This window comes from Niveispirillum sp. FG148 (genome assembly GCF_057809655.1).
On record NZ_JBMDKJ010000022.1, the window covers coordinates 84708 to 105121 of the forward strand.

18 protein-coding genes are annotated in these 20414 nt (G+C 62.2%); 5 read left to right on the forward strand and 13 right to left on the reverse strand.

The window, feature by feature from the left end; translation table 11 throughout:
* Positions 1 to 279: 279 nt before the first annotated feature.
* The 7 genes from ACODTW_RS20230 to ACODTW_RS20260 form a co-directional block, all read right to left on the reverse strand.
* Entirely contained in the window at positions 280 to 1644 is a 1365-nt protein-coding gene (locus ACODTW_RS20230; RefSeq protein ID WP_488947883.1) for an HlyD family type I secretion periplasmic adaptor subunit, read from the reverse strand.
* Positions 1613 to 3862, reverse strand: a complete 2250-nt coding sequence (locus ACODTW_RS20235) for a peptidase domain-containing ABC transporter (RefSeq protein WP_488947884.1) — start codon at positions 3860 to 3862, stop codon at positions 1613 to 1615. Before ACODTW_RS20235 ends, ACODTW_RS20230 begins: the two co-directional genes overlap by 32 nt.
* A 115-nt stretch (positions 3863 to 3977) precedes the next feature.
* Positions 3978 to 5828: a sulfate adenylyltransferase subunit CysN gene (gene cysN / locus ACODTW_RS20240; RefSeq protein ID WP_488947885.1), complete on the reverse strand. Its 1851-nt coding sequence runs from the start codon at positions 5826 to 5828 to the stop codon at positions 3978 to 3980.
* Positions 5828 to 6733 carry a sulfate adenylyltransferase subunit CysD gene (cysD, locus tag ACODTW_RS20245; protein ID WP_488947886.1) on the reverse strand — a complete coding sequence of 302 codons (906 nt, stop codon included), beginning with the start codon at positions 6731 to 6733 and terminating at the stop codon, positions 5828 to 5830. The genes cysN and cysD overlap by 1 nt, the downstream gene beginning before the upstream one ends.
* On the reverse strand, positions 6730 to 7896 hold the full coding sequence (locus ACODTW_RS20250) for a glycosyltransferase family 2 protein (protein ID WP_488947887.1): 1167 nt from the start codon (positions 7894 to 7896) through the stop codon (positions 6730 to 6732). Before ACODTW_RS20250 ends, cysD begins: the two co-directional genes overlap by 4 nt.
* Positions 7893 to 10019 carry a glycosyltransferase family 2 protein gene (locus ACODTW_RS20255; protein ID WP_488947888.1) on the reverse strand — a complete coding sequence of 709 codons (2127 nt, stop codon included), beginning with the start codon at positions 10017 to 10019 and terminating at the stop codon, positions 7893 to 7895. The genes ACODTW_RS20250 and ACODTW_RS20255 overlap by 4 nt, the downstream gene beginning before the upstream one ends.
* A gap of 306 nt (positions 10020 to 10325) precedes the next feature.
* Positions 10326 to 11381, reverse strand: coding sequence for a sulfotransferase family protein (locus ACODTW_RS20260; protein ID WP_488947889.1), 1056 nt, complete (start codon positions 11379 to 11381; stop codon positions 10326 to 10328).
* A 623-nt stretch (positions 11382 to 12004) separates the two neighbouring features.
* On the opposite strand from ACODTW_RS20260, the gene ACODTW_RS20265 reads away from it, so the two are divergent.
* The 5 genes from ACODTW_RS20265 to rfbG all read left to right on the forward strand — a co-directional run bounded on the left by ACODTW_RS20265 (position 12005) and on the right by rfbG (position 15729).
* A complete protein-coding gene (locus ACODTW_RS20265) occupies positions 12005 to 12331 on the forward strand; it encodes an NAD/NADP transhydrogenase alpha subunit-like protein (protein ID WP_488947890.1) in 327 nt (108 codons plus the stop codon).
* A 49-nt stretch (positions 12332 to 12380) separates the two neighbouring features.
* Positions 12381 to 13034, forward strand: a complete 654-nt coding sequence (locus tag ACODTW_RS20270; protein ID WP_488947891.1) for a hypothetical protein — start codon at positions 12381 to 12383, stop codon at positions 13032 to 13034.
* A 416-nt stretch (positions 13035 to 13450) separates the two neighbouring features.
* On the forward strand, positions 13451 to 13708 hold the full coding sequence (locus ACODTW_RS20275) for a hypothetical protein (RefSeq protein ID WP_488947892.1): 258 nt from the start codon (positions 13451 to 13453) through the stop codon (positions 13706 to 13708).
* Positions 13709 to 13864: 156 nt separating this feature from the next.
* Positions 13865 to 14662 carry a glucose-1-phosphate cytidylyltransferase gene (rfbF, locus tag ACODTW_RS20280; protein WP_488947893.1) on the forward strand — a complete coding sequence of 266 codons (798 nt, stop codon included), beginning with the start codon at positions 13865 to 13867 and terminating at the stop codon, positions 14660 to 14662.
* A complete protein-coding gene (gene rfbG / locus ACODTW_RS20285; RefSeq protein WP_488947894.1) occupies positions 14659 to 15729 on the forward strand; it encodes a CDP-glucose 4,6-dehydratase in 1071 nt (356 codons plus the stop codon). Before rfbF ends, rfbG begins: the two co-directional genes overlap by 4 nt.
* Here rfbG and ACODTW_RS20290 read toward each other — a convergent pair.
* The 6 genes from ACODTW_RS20290 to ACODTW_RS20315 form a co-directional block, all read right to left on the reverse strand.
* Positions 15683 to 16648: an NAD-dependent epimerase/dehydratase family protein gene (locus tag ACODTW_RS20290; RefSeq protein ID WP_488947895.1), complete on the reverse strand. Its 966-nt coding sequence runs from the start codon at positions 16646 to 16648 to the stop codon at positions 15683 to 15685. The genes rfbG and ACODTW_RS20290 overlap by 47 nt on opposite strands.
* Positions 16645 to 17175: a dTDP-4-dehydrorhamnose 3,5-epimerase gene (gene rfbC / locus ACODTW_RS20295; protein ID WP_488947896.1), complete on the reverse strand. Its 531-nt coding sequence runs from the start codon at positions 17173 to 17175 to the stop codon at positions 16645 to 16647. The genes ACODTW_RS20290 and rfbC overlap by 4 nt, the downstream gene beginning before the upstream one ends.
* Before the next feature lie 36 nt (positions 17176 to 17211).
* Positions 17212 to 18477 carry a methyltransferase domain-containing protein gene (locus tag ACODTW_RS20300; RefSeq protein WP_488947897.1) on the reverse strand — a complete coding sequence of 422 codons (1266 nt, stop codon included), beginning with the start codon at positions 18475 to 18477 and terminating at the stop codon, positions 17212 to 17214.
* Positions 18478 to 18575: 98 nt separating this feature from the next.
* The gene (locus ACODTW_RS20305; protein ID WP_488947898.1) at positions 18576 to 18794 is read right to left on the reverse strand and encodes a hypothetical protein; all 219 of its coding nucleotides are present in this window, start codon (positions 18792 to 18794) and stop codon (positions 18576 to 18578) included.
* An 18-nt stretch (positions 18795 to 18812) separates the two neighbouring features.
* The gene (locus ACODTW_RS20310; protein ID WP_488947899.1) at positions 18813 to 19736 is read right to left on the reverse strand and encodes a phytanoyl-CoA dioxygenase family protein; all 924 of its coding nucleotides are present in this window, start codon (positions 19734 to 19736) and stop codon (positions 18813 to 18815) included.
* Between the two features lie 151 nt (positions 19737 to 19887).
* Positions 19888 to 20414: hypothetical protein (locus ACODTW_RS20315; protein WP_488947900.1), on the reverse strand; the 527-nt coding region annotated here is incomplete at its 5' end.

A 20414-nucleotide genomic window follows, 5' to 3' on the forward strand; every position in this document is an offset into this window, starting at 1 on the left:
TGGGCTTGAATAATGCCGTCGTGCGCGCGCGAGCATAGTCGTAAATGTCAGGGGCGTTTGCCCAGGAATATTTGATTAATTTAATTATTGTCATGGTCTTTCATTCTATCGAAATGGCAAACTGCCCTCGGTATCTTGCGACAAGACCGAACAACGAACATTTTATCAGCCTTACCAAGAGCTTACAATGAGCATCCGCGGGCTTGGCCGGCCCTTGATCCAGGAACGGCACCCCCACCCGCCGCGTGCCGGCAGCAGGTGGGAAGGCGCGACCTTATGTCAGGGCTCCCGCATCCCTTCCATGGTGTTGGCGATGACCTTGTCCAGCAGGCTGGCGATGATCGGACGGCGGCCGACCACGATATCGGCCTGCAGCGGCATGCCGGGGATCAGGCGGATCGTGTCCGGCACATTGCGCAGGTCCACCGACTTGATCTCCGCCCGCACCTTGTAATAGCGCTGCTGCGCCACGGTGCCGTCATCCTTCTGGGTAAAGCTGTCCTCGCTGATCGAACGGACCTCCGCCCGGACGGTGCCATAGCGGGTGAAGTCATAGGCATCCAGCTTCACCTGCACCTCGTCGCCGACCTTGACGAAGCCCTGGTCCATGCCCTGCACGTCGGCTTCGACTTCCAGGGTGGCGTTGGCCGGCATCAGGCTGACAATGATCTCTCCCGACGGGATCACCGAGCCGGGGCCGGCATCGGCAACACTGACGACGGTTGCATCGGCCACGGCACGCAATTCAACCAGACCGCGCCGGAACTGCGCCTTGCCCAGATCCTCCTCCACCTGCGCCAGCTCGCTGCGGCGGGCCACCAGTTCCTTGGTCAGGCTGGAGCGCCATTCCTGCAGATAGGCTTCACGTTCGGCCTGAAGGCTTTCCAGTTCATGCCGGGAGGTACGCACCTGCTGTTCGCTGTTGGACAGGTTGCGGGCGATTTCCGCCTTGGTGTCCTGGGCCAGAAGCACGTTGAGCCGGCTGCCCACCTCCTTGCGTGCCAGTTCGGAGCGCATCTGCTCGATCTCGTCGCTGACCTTCAGGCGGGACCGGAAATGCTCCGCATCGCGCAGGCCGCTTTCGATGAGGCCGGTTGTCGCCTGCATCTTCTGCTCGAAGACGGCGACGCGGGCGTTACGTTCGGCGATGCGGGATTTCCAGATGGAATATTGCGTCTTGGCCGCCTCGTCATCGTCTGCTGGTTTGGGCAGGTCCGTGCCGTTCTGCTCCGCCTCCAGACGGGCGATCTGCATGCGCAGGGCGTCCTGGGTGGAGACGAGCTTCGTCACGTCGGCGGTGGAGATGGTGGGGTCCAATGTCGCCAGCAGATCACCCTTTGCCACCACATTGCCCGGCCGGACATGGATCTGGCGCAGGACGGACGGCTCCAGCGGCTGGACCAGCAGGGTCGGGCTGCGGGACACCAGACGGCCCATGCCGGTCACGACGCGGTCCAGCTGCAGCACAGAACTGGCCGTGATGGCGACCACCAGCATGGCCAGCAGCACATGCACCGTGATGCGCACGCGCCGCGGATAGGGCGCGCCGGTGATTTCCGCCATATGGGACTGGAAATCATTAATGTCCTGATCGGCGCTTTCGGTCCGCGCGTCAGGACGCAGGACCAGTGATCGACCGTTCATGGCTGCTTGCTCCGGTGGGCGGGGACTGGTGTCTGTTCTGCTGGAACCAGAGGTGCCGGTAGATGGGACAACGCACGACCAGTTCCTGGTGCGTACCGATGTCGATCACGGTGCCGCGGTCCATGACAATGATCTGGTCGCAATCGACCAGCGATGCCAGCCGGTGGGAGATGACAACCATCGTCCGACCTTCGGCGATGTGCCGCAGGTTGTTGTTGACGATGGCCTCGCTGTCCGGGTCCAGCGCGCTGGTCGCCTCATCCAGGATCAGGATGGGCGGGTCCACCAGCAGGGCGCGGGCGATGGCCAGGCGCTGGCGTTGACCGCCCGACAGGTTGGTGGCCCCCTCTGTCAGCATGGTGTCATAGCCGGCCGGCAACCGCTCGATGAACTCTTCCGCGCCCGCCAGCCGCGCGGCCTCGATGACCTCCTCAAAGGTCGCGTCGGCGCGGGCGATGCCGATATTTTCGCGGATGGTGCCCGTGAACAGGAAATTCTCCTGCAGGACGACGCCCAGATTGGCGCGCAGATGCGACAGGTCCATCTGGCGCAGATCGGTGCCATCGATCTTGATCAGCCCGCCGTAATCCTGATGCAGGCCCTGCAGCATGCGGGTGACGGTGGTCTTGCCCGATCCGCTGCGGCCCATGATGCCGGTGACACTGCCCGGCGGCAGGTTGAAGGAGACGCGATCCAGCGCATAGGTCTGTGACCCCGGATAGCGGAACCGGACATCGTCGAACATGATATGGCCGGCAAAGCGCGGCCGCAGGCCGTGAGTGGAGCGCGTGTCCTCCGCCGGCACATTGACCAGCGAAGCGACCTGGGCCAGCGCACCGCGCACCTCCTGCACCGATTGCAGCAGGCTGGCGATCTGCATGAAGGGCTGGGTCACGCGGCCGGCCAGCATGGTGAAGGCGACCAGTCCGCCGATGGCGACGGCCCCTTCCTTCGAGGTCAGCGCCAGATAGCAGCCAAGCAGCAGCGAGCCGGAATAGATCAGCTTTTCCAGCGGCTGCAGGATGGTCTGCGGCACATTGGTCAGGAACTGCATCTCGCGATGGGCCAGAACGGCCTCCGACGCGGCGTCATCCCATTGGTGCCGGCGCCGTCCCTCCAGCGCCAGCGTCTTGATGGTGCGCATGCCATAGATCGTCTCGATCAGCAGCGACCCTTTGCGCTGTTCGGCGCGGACGACGCGGGCATAGGCGCGGCCGACGGACGGCAGGAACAGCACAATCACCAGGAACATGATCACGGCGATGGCCAGCACGAAGAAGGTCAGGGGCGCGTGCATGTAGAACATGACCGGCAGCAGCACGATCAGGACGGTGCTGTCCAGAAAGGTCGTGAACACCTGGCCGGTCAGGAAATTGCGGATGCGGTTGGCCTCGCCGACCTTGTAGCTGATGGTGCCCGTGCTCTGATGCTCGAAAACCTCGATCGGCAGGCCGATCAACCGGTCGAAGATATAGGTGTTGATACGGGCATCGGTCCGGGCGGACCCCTCAGCAACCAGCCAGCGGCGCAGATAGCCGAAGATCGTGTCGAAAATGATGACGAACGCCACCCCGACCGTCAGGACGAACAGGGTCGATATCCGCTGATGCACCAGCACCCGGTTGACGACCACGAAGTACAGCAGTGGCGGAACCAGGGCAAAGATCGACAGGGCGAGGGCGGACAGGCCGACATCACGGAAGATGCGCTTGTCCTTGGCCAGTTGGCGGATCAGCCAATCCAGGCTGAAATCGCTGCTGACTTCGGCGGCGGCATGCTTGCGCTTGAAAAGGATGACTTCGCCATCCCAGATTTCCGACAGGCCGACCATATCGAATGGCTGCGGCTGCGCGCCGTCCATGGGATGGCGCAGAACCACCAGGGGCGGCGATCCATGATTATGGATCGTGATCAGCAGCCGGGCGCTGCCGTCGCGCAGGCGCAGCAGCGCCGGCACGGCGCGCCCCAGGCGCAGCAGATGCTCGAACCGCATGCGCGTGACCTTGGCCTTCAGCCCGGCGCGGTCGGCAGCGGCCACGATGACCGATGGCCGCACCTCGGCGCTGTCGCGGGCATATTGCCGTATCACCTGCTCACGCGACAGATGCAGCCCGTGGTAGCGTGCGACGTAAAGCAGCCCTTCCAACATGGTGTGGGCGCCGGCCGCCGTCACGTCCTCTTCGTCGTCAAGGGCACCATATTCCGCCTGCACCATCATGGTCCTTCTTGGGGGCCAGCCTCGCTGGCGGAAATTGGGGGGTTCGGCCCTTCGAAGTCAAGGGCGGTGGGCATGGAGGCAGGCCACCGTTTCGACAGGGTCCATGCCGACACCATCATCGGGCCGCCAGCATTCCATGCGCCTGCAGCCAGTCGACCACGACCGCTGCCTGGGCGTCGGCATCGCCATCTCCCGGGCGCAGATGGATTTCCGGCGCCTCCGGCGGTTCATAAGGACTGTCGATTCCGGTGAAATTGGGCAGCTTGCCGGCCCGCGCCTTGGCGTAGAGTCCCTTTGGATCGCGGGCTTCGCACAAGGACAGGGGTGTGTCGACGAAGATCTCCACGAACTCACCGGCGGCGACCATGGCCCGTGCCATGTCACGGTCATCACGGAACGGACTGATCAGGCTGACCAGAACGATCAGCCCGGCATCCACCATCAGCTGCGTCACATGGCTGACGCGACGGATATTCTCCACGCGGTCGGCCGGGGTAAAGCCCAGATCGCGGCACAGCCCATGCCGGATATTGTCGCCATCCAGGGTCATGGTCCGGCAGCCGGCAGCATGCAGCCATTGTTCCACCTTGTCGGCGATGGTTGATTTGCCGGCCCCCGACAGGCCGGTGAACCAGAGCACGGCCGGACGATGCCCCGCCTGGGCGATACGCGCGGACTTGTCGACCTTCATCGGCTGCCAGCGGATAGTGTCGGCACGGCGCAGCGTATGGACCACCATCCCGCAGCCGATCGTGGCATTGCTGTGCCGGTCGATCAGGATGAAGGCGCCGCCGGCCCGATTGCGGGCATAAGGTTCCAGGGGCAGCGGGGCGTCCAGCGACAGGTTGCACAGGCCGATATCGTTCAGCGCCAATGTCTGTGCAGCCAGATGCTCTCCGGTATGGATATCGACGCGGTATTTCAGATGGGTGATCTGGGCCCCGACCTGGCCCGTTCCCAGCCGCAGCAGGTAGGCGCGGCCCGGCAGCAGCGGCTGTTCGTGCATCCAGATGATGTGGGCGGTGAACTGATCCGTCACCTCGGGCGGGCGGGCGGGATCGCACAGGATATCGCCACGCGCAGCATCCACGGCGTCGGCCAGCACCAGCGTCACCGCCTGGCCGGCCCGCGCCTCGGCCTGGTCGCCATCGGCGGTCGCGATTCGGGCCACCCGGCTGTCGCGGCCGCCGGGCAGCACCCGGACCGGATCCCCGGCCCGCACCACGCCGCTGACCAGCGTTCCGGCCAGACCACGGAAATCGGCATCGGGCCGGATCACCCACTGCACCGGCATCCGCCAGGGCTGGTCATTGATCCCGTCGGTGACATCTGCCGTTTCCAGCAGATCCAGAAGGGTCGGGCCCGGGTACCAGGGCATCCGGCTGGACGCCTTGGTCACATTGTCACCCGCCAATGCCGACAGGGGCACGGCCTGGATGGTACGGAAGCCCAGCGCGCCCGCATAGGTCTGATAATTGGCGACGATGGCGTCGAAGACGCCCCTGTCCCAGTCGACGGCATCCATCTTGTTCACGGCCAGTACGACGTGGCGCACGCCCATCAGCGACAGGATCAGACTGTGGCGGCGTGTCTGCGTCAGCAGACCCTTGCGCGCATCGATCAGCAGCACGGCCAGGTCGGCAGTCGATGCACCGGTGGCCATGTTGCGCGTATATTGTTCATGTCCCGGTGTGTCGGCGACGATGAAGCGGCGCCGGGCCGTGCCGAAATAGCGGTAGGCGACATCGATGGTGATGCCCTGTTCGCGTTCGGCCGCCAGGCCATCCACCAGCAGGGCCATGTCCAGATTGCCGGCACCCGTCGTGCCATGGCGGGCGCTGTCACGACGGAGCGCGTCCAGCTGATCCTCTGTCAGCGCGCCGCAATCATGCAGCAGGCGGCCGATCAGGCTGGATTTGCCATCATCGACGGAACCGCAGGTGATGAAGCGCAGAAGATCGGCCATCAGAAATAGCCCTCGCGCTTCTTCTGTTCCATCGAGGCTCCGGCATCGGCATCAATCAACCGCCCCTGTCGTTCCGACAGGCGCGCGGACGCCAGTTCCGCCAGGATGGCCTCCAGCGTGTCGGCCCGGCTGTCGATGGCGCCGGTCAGGGGGTAGCAGCCCAGGGTCCGGAACCGGACCCACCGCATCTGGGGAATCTCCCCCGGATGAAGCGGCAGTCGATCGTCGTCGACCATGATCAGTGTGCCGTCACGTTCCACCACGGGCCGCGGCTTGGCGAAATAAAGCGGAACAATAGGAATGTTTTCCTGTGCGATATAGGCCCAGATGTCCTGCTCGGTCCAGTTGGACAGCGGGAAGGCACGGATGCTCTCCCCCGGGCTGATCCGGCCATTGTAGAGATTCCACAATTCGGGCCGCTGGTTGCGGGGATCCCAGCCATGGTTGCGGTCGCGGAAGGAAAAGACGCGTTCCTTGGCACGCGACCGTTCCTCGTCGCGGCGTGCGCCGCCGAACGCCGCGTCGAAACCATATTTGTCGAGTGCCTGCTTCAGCCCTTGCGTCTTCATCACGTCGGTATGGACCGCCGATCCGTGACTGACCGGTCCGATGCCCCGCGCCAGCCCGTCGGGATTGGTATGAACCAGCAGCTCCAGCCCCAGACGCGCCGCCAGCGCGTCGCGGAAAGCGATCATCTCCTTGAACTTCCAGCCTGTGTCGACATGAAGCAGGGGGAAGGGCGGCTTGGCCGGAAAAAAGGCCTTCATGGCAAGATGCAGCATGACGGCGCTGTCCTTGCCGATGGAATAAAGCATCACGGGCTTCTGAAACTGAGCCGCCACCTCGCGGATGATGTGGATGCCGTCGGCCTCCAGCCGGTCCAGATGGGTGAAGCCGGCGGTCATGCCAGACACTCCCGCAGCCGCTGCATCTCGGCTAGGATCGCCGGCGCGCGGGATGCCAGGGACAGATCCTCCACGTCGTTCAGGTCATGGGCGGCAAAATGATTGTCCGGGCGCAGCCAGCCGCTCTGGCCCGCCACTTCGGTGGCCTGGCCCCGGTCGCGCTTGCGCCGCCACTCCGCCAGCGACTTGGTGAAATAATGGTTCAGCACCAGCCGGCGGGCATCGGGCACCGCATGCCGATCGGGGTGCCCCTGACTGCCGCCGATCAGGCCGAACTCGTCGACCAGGCTGCCATCGGTGATTTTCGGCGTATGGATATCCGGCACGCCGACCAGCCGCGCCTGCACGATGGTCTTGACGCTGTGGTTCAGCGTCGACACCGCCACGGCACGGCGGGTGAAGCGGCGGATGACCAGATCATCCTCCTGGGTTGTCTGGCCATTGGAACCGTACAGCCGCCACGGCACCATCAGTCCGGCGGCGGTGCCGAAGTCGCGCAGGATCTGGGGAACCGTCTCGTCCTGCAACGGGTTCAGGAACTCGTCCGCATCGATGAAGGCGACCCATTGGCACCGGCCGGCCAACCGGGCCAGCCCGGCAATATAGGCAGGGCGCTGTGCCGCGACGTGCGGGATGTCCGGCCAGGGCACATGATCCACAATGCCGGCCCGTGCCAGGGCGGACAGCACCAGCGTCGTGCCGTCACTGCTGCCATTGTCGAACAGCACGAAATGCTGGACCCCCACCAGCCGGTGATGCGCGATCCATTCCAGAAGATAGGGCGCCTCGTTCTTGACGATGGCGCAGATGGACAGGGTCAGCGGCAGCGGACCCGGCAGGGGCGGCACCGGCCGGAACTGGAAACAGGGCAATTGCACCGTGGCCGGGGTTCCGGCCAACGGCACGCCATCATCGCCGGTAAGGACCAACCGCGCCATGCGTCCATCCAGAAGCCGATCCGGCAGGGGGATGAAGAAGGCATGGTGGCCGTCGCTGATGCCGGCGGCCTGCAGATCAGGCCGGTGCCGGTCCGCGGCCCCTTGCGCCACGATTTCCCCATCGACCTGGACGCGAACCGCTACGGTCTGGTCGGGATTGGCGGGGTCCCAGGCCCAGCCGCAGACATCACGGCCCGCGATACAATCGAAATGGCCCTGGATCAAGATGACGTCCCCCAGCGGCGGCGCGGCGGCACCGCCAGCCCCGTGAACGGGGCACCATCAAGATTGAGGTTCGGGCTGTAGAACGGATCAAGCAGTGCCTGGCGGCCCCAGCGGCGGCGCATGTGGAGTTCCTCTTTCATCGCCCTTGCTCGTTTCTCCGGGGTGTTGTCACGCCCCCGACTGACGCTCTCGTGATGGTACAGTTCGATATCGGGGCTCCAGACAATTTGCCGGCCGTGCTGGCGCAGGCGCAAACAGAAATCGACGTCGTTGAACGCCACCGGCAAATTATCCGCATCGAAACCGCCCAATGCCAGAAACTCCGCCCGATGGCAGAACAGGCAGGCGGCGGTCACGGCGCTGTAATTGCCGGCGACGCGCGTGCGGTGGAAATAGCCGGGATCGTCCACATGCACCTGCTGGAAGGCGTTTTCCGCCAGTCCGCCCGTACCCACGACCACGCCGCCATGCTGGATCATGCCGTTGGCAAATCGCAGCCGCGCGCCCACTGCACCCACCTCCGGCCGTGCCAGCAGGCTGACGGCGGTTTCAAGCCATTCGGGGCTGATCAGTTCCACATCATTGTTGATGAAGCCCAGAATATCGCCGGAGGCGCGGGACGCCGCCAGATTGTTCATGGCTGCAAAATTGAAGGGGGCGTCGTAGCTCAGGACCTCCAGACGGCCTCTCTGCTCGGCATCGCGCAGCCAGGCCAGCGTCTCCGGTTCCCGGCTCTGGTTGTCGATGACGATGATTTCAAAACGATTGTAGCGTGTTCGCTGGATGATGCTGTCGACGGCCGTCCGCAGCAGTTCCAGCCGGTCGCGCGTGGGGATCAGCAGACTGACCAGCGGCTGTTCGGTCGGCAGGGGCCAGGTGATACGCCGCAGGCCGTTCTGATCATCAAGCATCGTCACACTGGCCCCAGGCGCCCGGCGGGCCAGGTGTGCCTGCACCACACGGGTCACGCCGGCCGTGGCCGCGGCAGAGGCCGGCCGGTCCAGCGTACAGACGATCTCGGCGACATGGCGGATGCGCCCCGGCCCGCAATTCAGCAGGGCCGCTACGCGCAGACCGGCCAGTGTTTCCGGCCCCTGGAGGTCGGGAAACACCTTTTCCCGGATCAGGCAGACGCCGCGGGTATAATCCTGGCCAAGACAGAGGTCGTAGCTCCAGTCCGGCCGGAACCAGGGCAGATGTCCGCCGGGCCCTGGTGCCTGCGCATCGGCATAGACGGCATCCGCCCCGCTGCTGTTCAGGGTCGATAGCAAAGTCGGAATGGCATGCGGCATGGCGGTGACGCCGTCATCGATGAAGACGGCAAGGATATCACCCGTGCTGTCACGCAACCGCAGCAATGTGCCATCGGCTCCGATGGTGTCCGGCAGGATCGGTGCCGTCGTTCCCTGGTGCCCTTCCATTTGTGCGGCACGCCATTCCTCGTAATGGCTGAAGCCGACGGAGCGGGGTATCACCATTTCCGCGTGGCGCAGATAGCATTCAAGCGTGGCCGCCACTCGCTTGGTGTCGGCCGTCGGTTGCGGAATGGCCGCCACCAATGATCCCAGCAGGGTCTGCGGCCCCGCCGCCAGACCCACGAAGGTGATGGGACTGCCGTCCAGCGGGTTGCCATTTGCCGTTACGGTGATCTGCCGTTCCACCCCATCCATCATCCAATAGGGCAGGGGCAGGGTGAAGGCATGATCGCCCCGGCCGATGCCCGCATTGATCAGATCGCCGCGTACCTCGTTCGCAATGGTGGTGGCGACGATGGTGCCGTCGATACGGGCCTCGACCTCCAGATGGCGCTCGGCAACGGCGGGGGTCCAGCACCAGCCGCGGATCGATGTGCCGATGGCGATATCGACATGGCCGTCAATCAGCCATGTGTCATCGGCGCCGTCCTCCCGGTTCGGGGGTACCGTTGCCAGATTGGCCTGTGTGAACAGCACGGTGCCGGTGGTTGCCTCACGGACAGTGAAGGCCGCCCCGGGGGGCAGATGGATGGGAATGCGAAAACCGCAACGGCCGTCGCCTTGCCCGGCCTTTGCCACATCCTGCCGATCGATATTGGCGAGTCCGGCGGCGGCGAGTTCGCCTTCCACCTCTACGGTGAGTAGCAACCGCTGCCCCGGGGCGCCGGGAGCCAACGCCCACCCCACCAATGTTTGATCCGCGTAGAATTCCAGATATCCGACGATATGCATGCGGCCATTGGCTTGCGGGACGCCTAACGGGCAAATCTGCCCGTTCAGCTGGGGTTCAATTCATACACTTCCCGGCTGTGCAGTTCAATCAACGGACCTGCCGGGAAATACCGAAGAACCAGAAGGGAAGATGCTGTTGGTCCCCTGTCCCAGGTCACAAGTAACCGAACCTGCCTGCCCTCAATATCAGGCCGGTTCCAATGTCCTGGCAAGGGGACGCGTTTACCGGCTGGCCGTGTACCCGAATGTGTCCAGATAGGCGGCAAATGTATCCTCGATCCATTTCACCGTGTCGGGCATCAGGTCGCCTTTCCATCCACCTGGCACGCCTTTTCTGACAGGGGAGGCATTGTCGGCCTGCCCTGGCTTGCGGCCGCCGGTCTGACGGGCAAAGCTGTTCACTTCACAGAGATAGGCGATGACATTGGAGTCGGCGTTCAGCCCCAGTTCGGTAAGAATCCGCTGCATTTGTCCGGGTGTGTCGGACACCAAGTCTTCATACTTCACCATGACACTGTCGCCGCTCTTGGCCCACCCGATCGCATCGGGGGCTGCGTAAAGCGAGCTTGACCATTTCATGATGTTGTCGCGATGGAGCATGTAGGAAGGCCCGCGTATGGCCAGTTCCGGGCGGGCGAGGTCACGCTGCATCGTGAATTTGTGATGATATTCCGAAATGACGACGTCGCGGATGTCGCGCACGATGTTGACGATCCGGTAATTGCCGGTTGTCAGCGCTTCCATCACCTCAAGGCCATGACGCATATGGCCGTGATACACATTCCGCTCAGGTACACGGGCCAGCTCTTCATGGTTGATGCCGGTCATTCCGTTGGCCGTCATGTCGATCGCGCGGCAGCGGGGCAGGGAGCCAAGCATCTGGAACAGCCAAGTTGTTCCAGACTTGCCAATGCCATTGACGACGAAACGGGAATCGCCGATCTGGGTCGTCAAAATCTCAATGGCGTTGACGCCCATGCCAATGGTCGGCACGTCCGCACTGACGAAAAAGCCGATCTGAGCCAGGGTCCGGTCGAATCTGGATTCGACGAAATGTAGTGTGTATTTTCCGTCTTCAAGGCCTTCTTTCAATGTATATTGCCGTATAGTTCCATATTGAGAATATTGAATTGTGAACTGACAATCGACAATCGAAAAGACACCATCAATCTGCCGAAGAAGAATTGGGCGAAAATGAACATTCCGATTCACTTCGCGAATAATAATAGATGGAAAATTACTGACTTTTTCCCAGTCGCGCGGGTAAAGAATTTCCATGACGTGGGCGAGTCCTTCCAGTATTTAATTACCACCTTAAAGTGGGAAGGTAGCGCATCTGAATTCTAAGAGCAAGCCCCTTCCGCGTCTGATCCGGCTTCACCCCATCAACGGCACCCCACACCTTCTTGGCAAAATCGATGGAGTTGGCAGGGAACCTGAGAGTATATTTACTTGATCATTGCCCAATTATTGATATTTTTTCAGTTTTATGAAAACAAAGGAAACAATCATTTGGTATGGCGTTCCCATGGGCGCCAGAATACTTCATCCAGCTCTGGCCCTTCGCCGTTGGCGATAACGGGACAGCATATCAGGGCTCTGGCAATGGATGATTTCACTGACAATGCATTGGCGGAAATTTCTGCGTGACCCTGTCTGAGGTTGGTCAACCAGTCAGGTGCCGTTGACGGCGTCGGTCGGGGGGGAATCCCGCATTGGGCAATTCTGCGCGTTCTTTCACGGGCGGTGCCGCTGTGCCGACACCGGCTCCAGCGGGTCACGATGTGTTAAAGGGAGAAAAACCTTTCATGGGAAAAGATACCGTGACACAAATTGGAGTGTCCGTGGAAATGACCGACGGTCCTTGCGATCCCCCGAAACCACAATGAGGATGTTGTGGAATGCAGCCCTTGCGACTTGCAGCTGATGCAATGGGAAAAAAAGCCCATATATTGATTCCATCCGACACCGTCTGGGTTATCAGTCTGGTGGCCGGCGTGGCGCGACAGGTCACGCCGCTGGCGGGTGCCCGCTTTGTCCTGTTCAATGCGGCGGGGCCGTTCTGGGCGCGCATCGGCGGGGCGGCTATCCTGCCCGCACCGGGGGTCGACATCAGCGATGGGTCTGCGCCCGAACTGGCACCGACGGCGCGGGCGCTCAACGGTAATGCGTCGATAGGACTGGTCAGCAATTACGACACGCTCGTCAACCTTATCTTCTACAGGTGAGCCATGGGCGATACGTACCATTATGCGGGCGGGCGCTATTGCGTCCACCTTGTCCGATGCCCAGCTTCTGGGCGTCACGCGGATCCCCGCCGGGACTGCCGCCGCACCGTCGCTGGCGATCCGGGGTGACACGGACACGGGACTATACAGCCGGACGGCCAATGGTCTTTCCATCGCCACAGGCGGTGGCGAACGGCTGCGGGTGGATGGTGCTGCCGCAACGGCCATGGGAAATCTGGGGGTTGTGGGGCGCCTTGCGGTTGGGCTGCCTGCCGGGGCGGCGGGGATTGATCTTGTGCATCTGCGGGAAACCGGCGCCGACCCGCTATCAACGCAATTGTTGGTAGAAAACTATACCAACAATACCGGCGGCGCCGGCATCGGGTTCCAGGTCGCGCATGTGACGGAGTACAGCCAGTTCGGCCCCAAGGCCGGCATCGTCTATGAAAGGGCCGCGGGGAACGGGCGGGGGCCGTTGAAGTTCCTGAATCGTCCGGTAAATGACAGTACGGCTTTTGCCGCATCCGACGAGCGTCTGCGGCTCGCCAATGATGGCACCGTGACGCTGGCCGGTCCGCCAGGCGCCGAAGGCCTGCGCGTTTCCTATGTCCCCAGCGCCAACCGGGCCGTGTTGGTCCAGGGGGCGAATGGCGGCACCCCTGTCATCGCCACCAACGCCGGTAATCTGGCCCTTCAGCCATAGGGCGGGGCGGTCCAGGTGACGGGGGCGTTGTCGGTTACCGGTGCCGTCGCCGCCTCAACATTGGCGGTTCAGACCAGTTATGTCGCGCCAGCGGCGGGTGGCGTGATCGACATGGATATGGTCGCCGCCGTCCATCTGGTCAGCGGCTTTGGGGGCGATACGACGCATCGCCTGCCGGCTCATGGAATGGCCACATGCGGACGATCAAGCGCGTCAATGCGGCCGGTGGCACCGTCACCGTGGCGGTGGTGGCGGGCGGCCTGGTCGATAATACCGCCACCGGCATTCTGCTGGGCAGCTACGGCGCCTAGATCAGCGTCATCAGCAATGGTTCCCAGTGGTTCGTCATCGGTGGCCACGGCACCTGACCCCAGCTTTTCCCCTCATGGCACCGATTAACAAGCGGAGACTAAAACATGGCCCTGATTCTACCCTACGACACGGCTGATCCGTATTGCCTGCGATATTGGCACATCCGCAACACCGCCTGGGACAAGGACAGCGGAAGGACGCGCCTGGTCGTTGCGGGCTATTTCTCGTTTCGGGACAGGAATCAGCGCTTCCCGCAGGCGCGTGACCAGATGGTGATTGACGTTACGGGCAACCTGACCGTTGAACAGGCCTATGGGGTACTGGTGGCCGAGCCCGCCTTTTGGGGAGCGGTCGTGGCCTGATGGCCAAGGCGCCGTCGGCAGGCCCCGGCGGCGCCTCCGTTGCGTCGACCCGACCACTAAGCTGCGACAGCAACTTGACGGCACCGCCCCATAAGGCAGATACCTCCATACAAGCGAGCTGACATTGATGCCCATAAGGGGAAGGGGTTTCAGAAAATGCCTGATGTGAAAGCGGTAATTCTGGCGGGTGGCTTGGGGACGCGCTTGTCGGAGGAAACTGGTTTACGGCCCAAGCCCATGGTTGAGATCGGCGGTCGGCCGATATTGCTGCACATCATGAATATTTATAGTCATTTTGGCATCACAGATTTCGTCATCTGTGCCGGCTACAAGGGCTATATGATCAAGGAGTATTTTGCGAATTTTGCATTGCACAACAGTGATGTATTTGTGGACTTAACCCGTAATGAGGTGACGTTCAGCGCGGGAAAGCTGCCGCCATGGCGTATCCATGTGGTGGATACGGGTGAAACGACGATGACGGGAGGGCGCATCCGGCGCATTCGCCATTTGGTAGCGGATGATCCCTACTTCCTGCTGACCTATGGTGACGGTCTTTCCGACATTGATATCGCCGGCAGCATCGATTTCCACCAGAAGCATGGCCGCAAGGCAACGATGACCGTCGTCCGTCCGTCGGCCCGGTTCGGCAGCACCCGCATTGAAGACGGGATGGTCCGTGAATTCCAGGAGAAGCCGCAGACCGAGCAGGGTCTGATCAACGGCGGGTTCTTTGTTCTGTCCCCCAGCGTTATCGACCTCATTGAAGGTGACGATACGACCTGGGAGCAGGAACCGTTACGCTCGTTGGCCGCGACTGGCGAACTGGCGGCCTGGCATCATGATGGTTTCTGGCAGCCCATGGATACGCTGCGCGAAAAGCATATGCTGGAGGAACTTTGGGCCGGCGGCAAGGCTCCCTGGGTGCACTCTGGCAAGCGAGCAGCACGATGACGCAATTGATTAAAGCTGATTTCTGGCGTGGGCGGCAGGTGTTCCTGACCGGGCATACCGGTTTCAAGGGTGGGTGGCTGGCCTTGGCGCTAAGTCGCCTGGGAAGCCGCTGCCAGGGCTTTTCGCTGCCGCCACCCAGCGATCCCAGCCTGTTCGACGCCATCGGTCTTGCCGATGCGGTTGACCATCAGGTCGGGGATATTCGCGATCTGCCCGCACTGAGCCGGTCCATGCAGGCGGCTGCGCCGGAGATCGTGTTCCATCTTGCCGCCCAGCCCATCGTACGGACGGCCTTCAATGATCCGCTGGATACGCTGTCCAGTAATATCATGGGCACGGCCAATGTACTGGAAGCCGTGCGCCACTGTCCGTCGGTGCGGGCGCTGGTGATTGTCACGTCCGACAAGGTCTATGACAATCAGGAATGGCCCTGGCCATATCGTGAGATTGACCGGTTGGGCGGGAAGGAGCCCTATGGCGTCAGCAAGGCCTGTTGCGAACTGTTGACCGAGGCCTATCGGCATTCCTATCTGTCCAAGCGTGTCGATCCGGTGGCGACCGTTACGGTGCGGGCCGGCAACATCTTCGGCGGTGGTGACTGGGCGGTAGACCGACTAGTCCCGGATGCTATGCGGGCTTTCAGTCGCGACGACATCCTGATTATCCGCAACCCGCAAGCTGTGCGCCCCTGGCAACATGTATGCGAGCCTGTGCGCGGATATCTGGCCCTTGCGCAACGTCTGATTGAGGATCCGACGGGTACGGAGGGGGGCTGGAACTTCGGTCCCTCCGATCAAAGTGTACAGCCTGTGCATGCCTTGGTCGATGCGCTGTGCGATTTCTGGGGTGAGGGTGCGCGCTGGGCCCTGGAAACCGGTGCACAGCCCTATGAAGCGCGTCACCTGACCATTGACAGCAGCCGCGCCACGGCCAAGCTGGGCTGGAAGCCGTGCTGGACCTTCGCTCAGGCGCTGGAACTCAGCGTTGAATGGTATCGCACCTTCTATAAGGGCGGCGACGTCAGGAAGCTGACTGAACAGCAGATCGACATGGCTCTGGCGAGCTGATATCCGCTCCCATCTGCCGAATGGTGGCGGCCAGCCTTTCCTCCAGGCTGGTCGCCGGCCGGAAACCCACTTCCTGGCGCAGGCGGGTGATGTCCGCCACCAGATGGGGTGGCTCATCACGCCGCATCGGCAGGGCCCCCAAACGGATCAGGTCCGGGCGGCCCATCAGGCGGCCGATCAAAAGTGCCAGATCGCCGACTCGCATGCCGTCCCCGGAAGCCAGGTTGACGGCCCCCTCGACTTCCGACCGGGCCAGGGCGGCGAACGCACCCCCCAGATCTTCCACCGCCATGAAGTCACGGACCTGCGTTCCAGGGGAACAGGGGGCGGGCTCTCCCGCTTGCAGCTTGTCGATGATAGATCCCACCAGGCGCCGCTTGTCCTCCCGCGGGCCGAACAGCCAGAAGACACGGCCCCAGGCCATGGACAGGCCGCGTTCCGCGCAAAGTGCCGCCACTTCCCGATGCGTGGCTTCCTTCATCTGTCCATAGAAGGTGGCCGGACGAATGCGGGTTGTGTCTTCACGGCAAAAATCTGTGACTAGGGCGGGGTCGGTCCAGTCATATTCGGCGCAGGTCCCCGCCATGACCACCCGGCGTCCGCCGTGGTCGGCGAACTGTCGGACAAGCCGCAGGGAGTGCGCCCGCCACGCCTCGTTCTCCGGCGCATTCCAGAATTGCCCGTGTGCCGTGACCCAGGACAGATGCACCAGATGGCTTGGGCGCAGAACCGACAACAGGGTCGCCACCGAAGGCTCGTCCAGGATGTCCAGGTCGTGGGGTGTCACCCCCTGCGGCAGAACGGCGGTGCGGGCCTGTCGCGAGACGACATGCACATCGACATCGGATGCGGCCAAGGCGTCGACCGCTTCCCTGCCGATCAGCCCGGTGCCGCCAGTGACAAGTATCCGCACCTTCATGCCGCCAGCCCGGGCAAGCCACGATCACGATCGGAAATCGCCCGGACGGGGGCCGGCCAGGCAATTCCGATCCGCGGATCGTCGTACCGCACACCCCTTGCCGCTTCCGGAACATAGGACGTGGAGATCTGGTAAAAGACCTCCGCATCGTCCGTCAATGTTTGAAACCCATGCGCATAGCCCGTCGGAATATAAAGTGCACGGTGATTGTCTGCGGACAGTTCTGCCCCGAACCAGTGGCCAAAGGTGGGCGATGCCGGGCGTATATCGACCAGAACGTCGAAGATCGCGCCCCGCATGCACCGCACCAGTTTGACCTCTCCATGCGGGTCCGCCTGATAATGCAGGCCCCGGACAGTGCCGGCCAGCTTGTTGAACGACACGCTACACTGGCTCAACGTTGCCAGCAGCCCGGCCTGGGCGAAGGTCTGTGCGCACCAGGTGCGGGCGAAGAAGCCGCGATTATCTTCCATCGGGTCTATTTCAATGACGAAACAGCCATCCAATGGTGTGGGGATGATCTTCACGATTGCCTCTGTGGTCGGTCGATGCGATCGGCCCTTTCAGGGCAGAATCTCAACCTCGGGGATCGGAACGACGAACTGTCCACCCCAGGCGCGAATTCCTGACATCTGTTCCATGATCTCATCGCGGAGATTCCAGGGGAGGATCAGCAGGTAGTCCGGCTTGGTCTGGAATATATCGTCCGGCGATCGCACGGGAATGCCGGTTCCGGGCAGCCATGTTCCCTGCTTATGCGGGCTGCGGTCCACGGTATAGTCGATGAAATCCGTACCAACGCCGCAATAGTTCAGCAGGGTATTGCCCTTGGCCGGTGCCCCATACCCGACGACCGTCTTGCCCTGGCGCTTGGCCTCGATCAGGAACGACAGGAACTTGCGCTTCGTCTCCCGCACCTGCTCGGCAAAGGCCGCGTAGGCGGACAGATCGTCCAGGTGTGCCGCCGCCTCGCGGGCCCGCATCGTCACCAGCCCCGGTGCCGCGGGCAGTTGGCGCTCGGCATGGGTGATGTAAATGCGCAGCGAACCGCCATGCGTCGGCAATTCCTCCGCGTCGAAGACCGCCAGCCCGTGGGCCGCAAAGATACGCTCGGCCGCCAGCAGCGAAATATAGGAATAATGCTCGTGGTAGATTGTGTCGAACTGGTTGTTCCGCATCAGCATCAGCAGATGCGGGAATTCCAGCGTGATGATGCCTTCGGGCTTCAGCAGGATTTTGAAGCCGGCGACGAAATCGTTGATGTCCGGCACATGGGCGAACACATTGTTGCCCAGCATCAGATCCGCGGACTTGCCTTCCGCCTTCAGGGCCGTTGCCGTCTCCCGCCCGAAGAAACGGACCAGGGTCGGAACCCCCCGTTCCGTTTCCGCCACCTTGGCCACATTCGCGGAAGGGTCGATGCCCAGCACGGGAATGTTCTTCTGCTTGAAATATTGCAGAAGATAGCCGTCATTGCTGGCGATCTCCACAACCAGATGGTCGGAGTTGAGGTGGAACCGCTCCGTCATCAACTCCACATAATTGCGCGCGTGCCGCAACCAGCTTTCGGAGTAGGAGGAGAAGTAGGCGTAATCGTCGGTGAACAGTTCCGACGGCGACTGGAAATCCTCCAACTGCACCAGCTTGCATTCGCTGCAGACCAGGGCGCGCAGAGGATAAAACGGCTCCATCAGATTGCGCTGATCGGCCTTGCGGAACGCATTTGAAACAGGCGTCATGCCAAGATCGGCAAAACTATGTGTCAGCGGCGTTGCGCAGAACCGACATTTCGGTGCCGGAGAACCCACATTCGAAGCAGCAATTGACATTTGCGATCCTTAAAGCCACAGCACCATTCGCATGCCGTCCCTGAAACTACCCTAGTTGGTACACTGAGGAAGGACCTGCAAGCAACATTCCGATGTGATCATTGTGGAAGAAACACACCATGCCGGTGCGGCTCATCCCACTGTTCAAAACATCTTCCGACATCGCCGTAAAACAACGGGAAGTCATACCAACGGCCAATATTATTGACCGTTGGTACGGCGGCGACTGCCGCCGCGCGGCCCGTGCCGCGTAGCCAGGCCGCCGGATGGCGGCGCCCGGCGATTGAGGGGGGCATGAAATCGTGACCATCGGTCATGATTTCATGCCGCTGGTATCAGATGTTGACAACTTCCTGACCGTTCTCCGTGATCTTCACGACGTAATTATACTTGATGTACTCCAGGTCAGGGGTGCTGACGACATTATTCGACAGCCCCTTTGCCTCAAATATTTCCTGATTGGTCTTCAGAAAGAAGTCCTGGAAAGTATACAGTCGTGAATTGCGTCCAATATAGTGGAACACGGCGCTGCGCCGGGACAAGCTGGGATCGCGGCGCGGCGTACCGCCATGGGCCAGCAATGCGTGCCAGATGACGCAATCGCCGCGCTTGGGGTGGAGAACCTGCCGCTGTCCATTATAGGTGGCGATCTTGCGATTGAGATCTTCCGACCACAGCCGCCCCAGCCGTTCCACCAGCTTCTGGCTTTCGGGGGCGGTGGGGTTCGCGCGGGCGGTGGCGACCTCGTCGGCCAGATCGGGATGCTGGGCCACAATCTCCTCCCCCCGGGCAAATGGCCATTTGTGGCTGCCCGGCAGGTAGAAAAGGGGGCCGGCATCTTCCTTCACATCTTCCATGGCGACCCAGACGCCGCACATCGCATAGCTGGGTTCGGTGTAGAAGAAGATAGAATCAATATGTTCCCCCTGCTGTGATCCGCGTTCGAAATTCAACGAACCGAACAGCAAAGGATCATCCTTCAGCGCGTAACGAAGGAAGGACAGAATGCGGGGCGACGAAGCCATACGCAGATAGGCCGGCGACATCTGATGAAACTGGCCGACACGGTCGCCATATCCATGCGCGTCCTTCAGTTCGCCATTACTGCTGCGGAACGCCGCAATCTCTCGTGCCGCATCGTCAATCCAACCGGGGTCAACCGCCCCCCGCAAGGTGACCAGGCCCTGACGCTCCCATTCGTCAGCCAGCATCTCTTCTTCTGACATCAGGGAATTGTGGCCGAACATCGTGCGTTCCATTGACTTGCTAACTCCGTCTTATCCCCGCGGCGGGCACTATTGACCGATGGTCAATCCTTCCCGCCTCGCAATCGTCGGCGCCAACATCCGTTGGCTTGTATGCGCTCCGGCCGTCGCCGTCCTCCAAGGGGGGCATTGTCCAGGCCCCTGATTACCCATGCGCGCCGACATTGGCCACGGGTTGACCGGTCACAACCCCATCAAGGAATTTCTCCAACTCCTGATAGGCCAATCGCAACGCGGCCACTTCGGCCTGCGCCTGTGCCAGCGCCTCCTGGCCAGCCGCCATTTCGGCGTCCTTATGGGCCAGAATCTCACGCAATCCGCTGCTTTCGGCCAGCGCGTGATGGTGCTGCCCGTTAAGGTCGGCGATCACGGCTTGCATTTCCGCGATCGTCAGCATGGCGCTGGCCCGTTCTTCTGAAACGGCGGACAAGGACGCCTGAAGGGCGTTCACCGCCTCCTCGCGCTCTGCGGCACTCTGCCGCTCCTGCGCCAGTTCAACATGCAGGGTGGCCTTCAACTGCTCCAGCTCCGCCTGAAGGGCCAGGGCCGCTTCCTGGTCGGCTGCTCTCGCCGCCTCAAGCTGCTCGTTGGCCTCTACAAGCGACCTGTGATCAATCTGAAGCCGCTCGATCTGCGCGGTCATCTCCTGCAATGCGGCCAGGGCCGCTTCCT